This window comes from Halomonas litopenaei, from assembly GCF_003045775.1.
GTDB lineage: Bacteria > Pseudomonadota > Gammaproteobacteria > Pseudomonadales > Halomonadaceae > Halomonas > Halomonas litopenaei.
Window position 1 is genome coordinate 1 of the sequence record NZ_PXNS01000030.1, and the last position, 2,477, is coordinate 2,477.

At 58.0% G+C, this 2,477-nt stretch carries 2 protein-coding genes; both read left to right on the plus strand.

What is annotated here, in order from left to right:
* The coding region (locus C6W88_RS22020; RefSeq protein ID WP_197037168.1) for an RHS repeat-associated core domain-containing protein at positions 1–1,819 on the plus strand (1,819 nt) is incomplete at its 5' end.
* Positions 1,816–2,199: a hypothetical protein gene (locus C6W88_RS21475; RefSeq protein WP_146164696.1), complete on the plus strand. Its 384-nt coding sequence runs from the start codon at positions 1,816–1,818 to the stop codon at positions 2,197–2,199. The genes C6W88_RS22020 and C6W88_RS21475, both read left to right, overlap by 4 nt.
* Positions 2,200–2,477 lie beyond the last annotated feature (278 nt).

The window sequence follows — 2,477 nt, forward strand, 5'->3', positions numbered from 1 at the left end:
CGGCCAGACCCTGGCCTGGCTGCGCTATGGCTCCGGCCATGTCCACGCCATGACCCTGGACCAGCGCGAGCTGATGGCCTTCGAGCGCGACGACCTGCATCGCGAGGTGCGCCGACACCAGGGCAGCCGCGAGGTCGAATCACGCTTCGACCCGCTGGGACGCCTGCTAGAGCAGCACATCCGCACCCTCGAAGCATCCGTCGAGGACCGCCCCCGACACCCCACCGTCAGGCGCCAGTGGCACTACAGCGCCAACGGCCTGCTCAGCCAGGTGGACGACAACCTGCGTGGCACCACCCGCTACGGCTACGACCCGTTGGGCCGGCTGCGCCAGGCAAGCGCCCCCGGCCTCGAGGAAGTGTTCGCCTTCGACCCGGCCGGCAATCTGGTCGATCCCGTGCCACCACAAACAAGAGGCGAAAAAGGAAACGAAGGTACAACCTCCGACGCCACACGCTGGCGACGCGGGCGCCCCCGCGATCATCTCGACCACGGATCCGAGGAGCGCATTCGCCTCGATTACCCAGGCGCACCGGCCAGCCTGTCGCCGGCCATGGGCAACCTGCTCAAGCGCTACGCCGGCACCCACTACCACTACGACGCCAGCGGCAACCTGACTCGACGCATCGCCCCCGGCGGTGAGACCTGGCACTACCAGTACGACCCCGAACACCGGCTGATCGAGGCCAGCTACTACCCCCATGCCCCCGCCGCGGGCGATGACACCCTGCCGCGCATGCGCGCCCGCTACGCCTACGACGGCCTCGGCCGACGGGTGTGGAAAGAGGTGAACCGCCAGGGCCAGCCCAGTGAGCTGACGGTGTTCAACTGGGACGGTGACCTGCTGCAAAGCGAAGAGCACTTTGTCGGTGGCCTGCCGCCGCTGTTTCGCCCCGAACGGCTCGAACTGGCCCGCGAGAACCCCGAGCGGCCTCACTCGCTGCCCATCGCCCAGCGCTGCCATCGGCTCGAGTATCCCGGCCTCACCCCCGAACGGCGGGTGATCTATCTGTTCGAACCCGACAGCTTCGTGCCCGCCGCCAAGCTCGAAAACCGCTTCGAGGCCGTCCACACCCGCAGCGGCACCGGCGCGGTGCTCTACACCGAATACCAGTCAACCGAGCCGACGCTCTACAGCATCCACACCGACCACCTCGGCACCCCGATGGAGCTGGCAGAATGCGACGGCAAGTCCAACGGCAAGCTCGCCTGGGTCGGCCACTACCGCGCCTGGGGCAAGCTCATCCAGGCCAGTGACGGCCACGGCAATCCCAGCACCACCGACAATCCGCTGCGCTTCCAGGGTCAGTACCTGGATGAAGAAACCGGGCTGCACTACAACCGCCATCGGTACTATGATCCAGAGACGGGACGCTTCACCACCCAGGACCCGATAGGACTGGCCGGCGGCGAAAACCTGTACATGTACGCCCCCAATCCGACAGGATGGGTGGATCCGCTGGGGTTGAGTAGGGACAATGGGTGTAACTGTCCTGATTCGGGGGTTCCTCGGCGGGGTTACCACAATGAGACCTACAGTAATAAACCTGTCAAACCAGAGGACGCAACAGACCGATGGGACGAATTTTTGGGTCCGGGACCTCACACTGATATTCATCCTCGAACGGGTGCTCCCGACCGCGATAGAATCGTATCTTCAGATGGTGCTCGCAGTATCCGTTACGGTTCCCATGAAATGAATAATTCCTCCACCAAACATCATTATCACGAAGAAATCTGGTCGCTGGATACAGAAAACAATGTTATGAATGTAGATAACACTGTTATTAGGGTTCCACAGAGAAAGACATCGCGATGAATGTAAAAATCGAAGAGATCAAAGTACTCAATAAAAATACTTTTGTTAACTTTGCCAGCCCCTTAGGAAGAGGGAAGGCTATATGGCTGGGAAATATGCCAATAAAAAACGAGAATTATGATGTTGAGATAGATATTGACGAGAAACTCTGGTGGGGATCAACAATACTTGGAGCAAACTCAAAACAACCAAAAATAAAGGAAGGAAAAGATAGTATTGAGCTAACTGGGGAGGTGGTAGCAATTGAAGAAGATGGACTATTAATTGTATCTATTGGGGGAAGTCTAATATTTGTGGAAACAGATTTAGAAAAAAACCCACAAAAACCGTTCGTGACAATGAGAACACATCATTTAACTATGCATGAAAGCAATTATTAATTACAATGTCTCGTATATTATCAAACGGCCAACAAACCCCATCTTCTGCAACTAAATAGGGCTCTTCGTAGCTGGATGTGGAATGCAACCGGGAAAATATCGAGAGCTCATAACCCCCCCTACCGACTAACGCACCCGCTATTGGCTCTATCTAACGACAGGCGGCAAGGGCCAGCCGCCACAGCGAGACGCGCTTTCACTTCGACACCGTCGACAACCTGATCGCCGAGGTGCAGCGTCATCAGCTGCCCAACGGCGGTGACTACTCCAGCGTCACC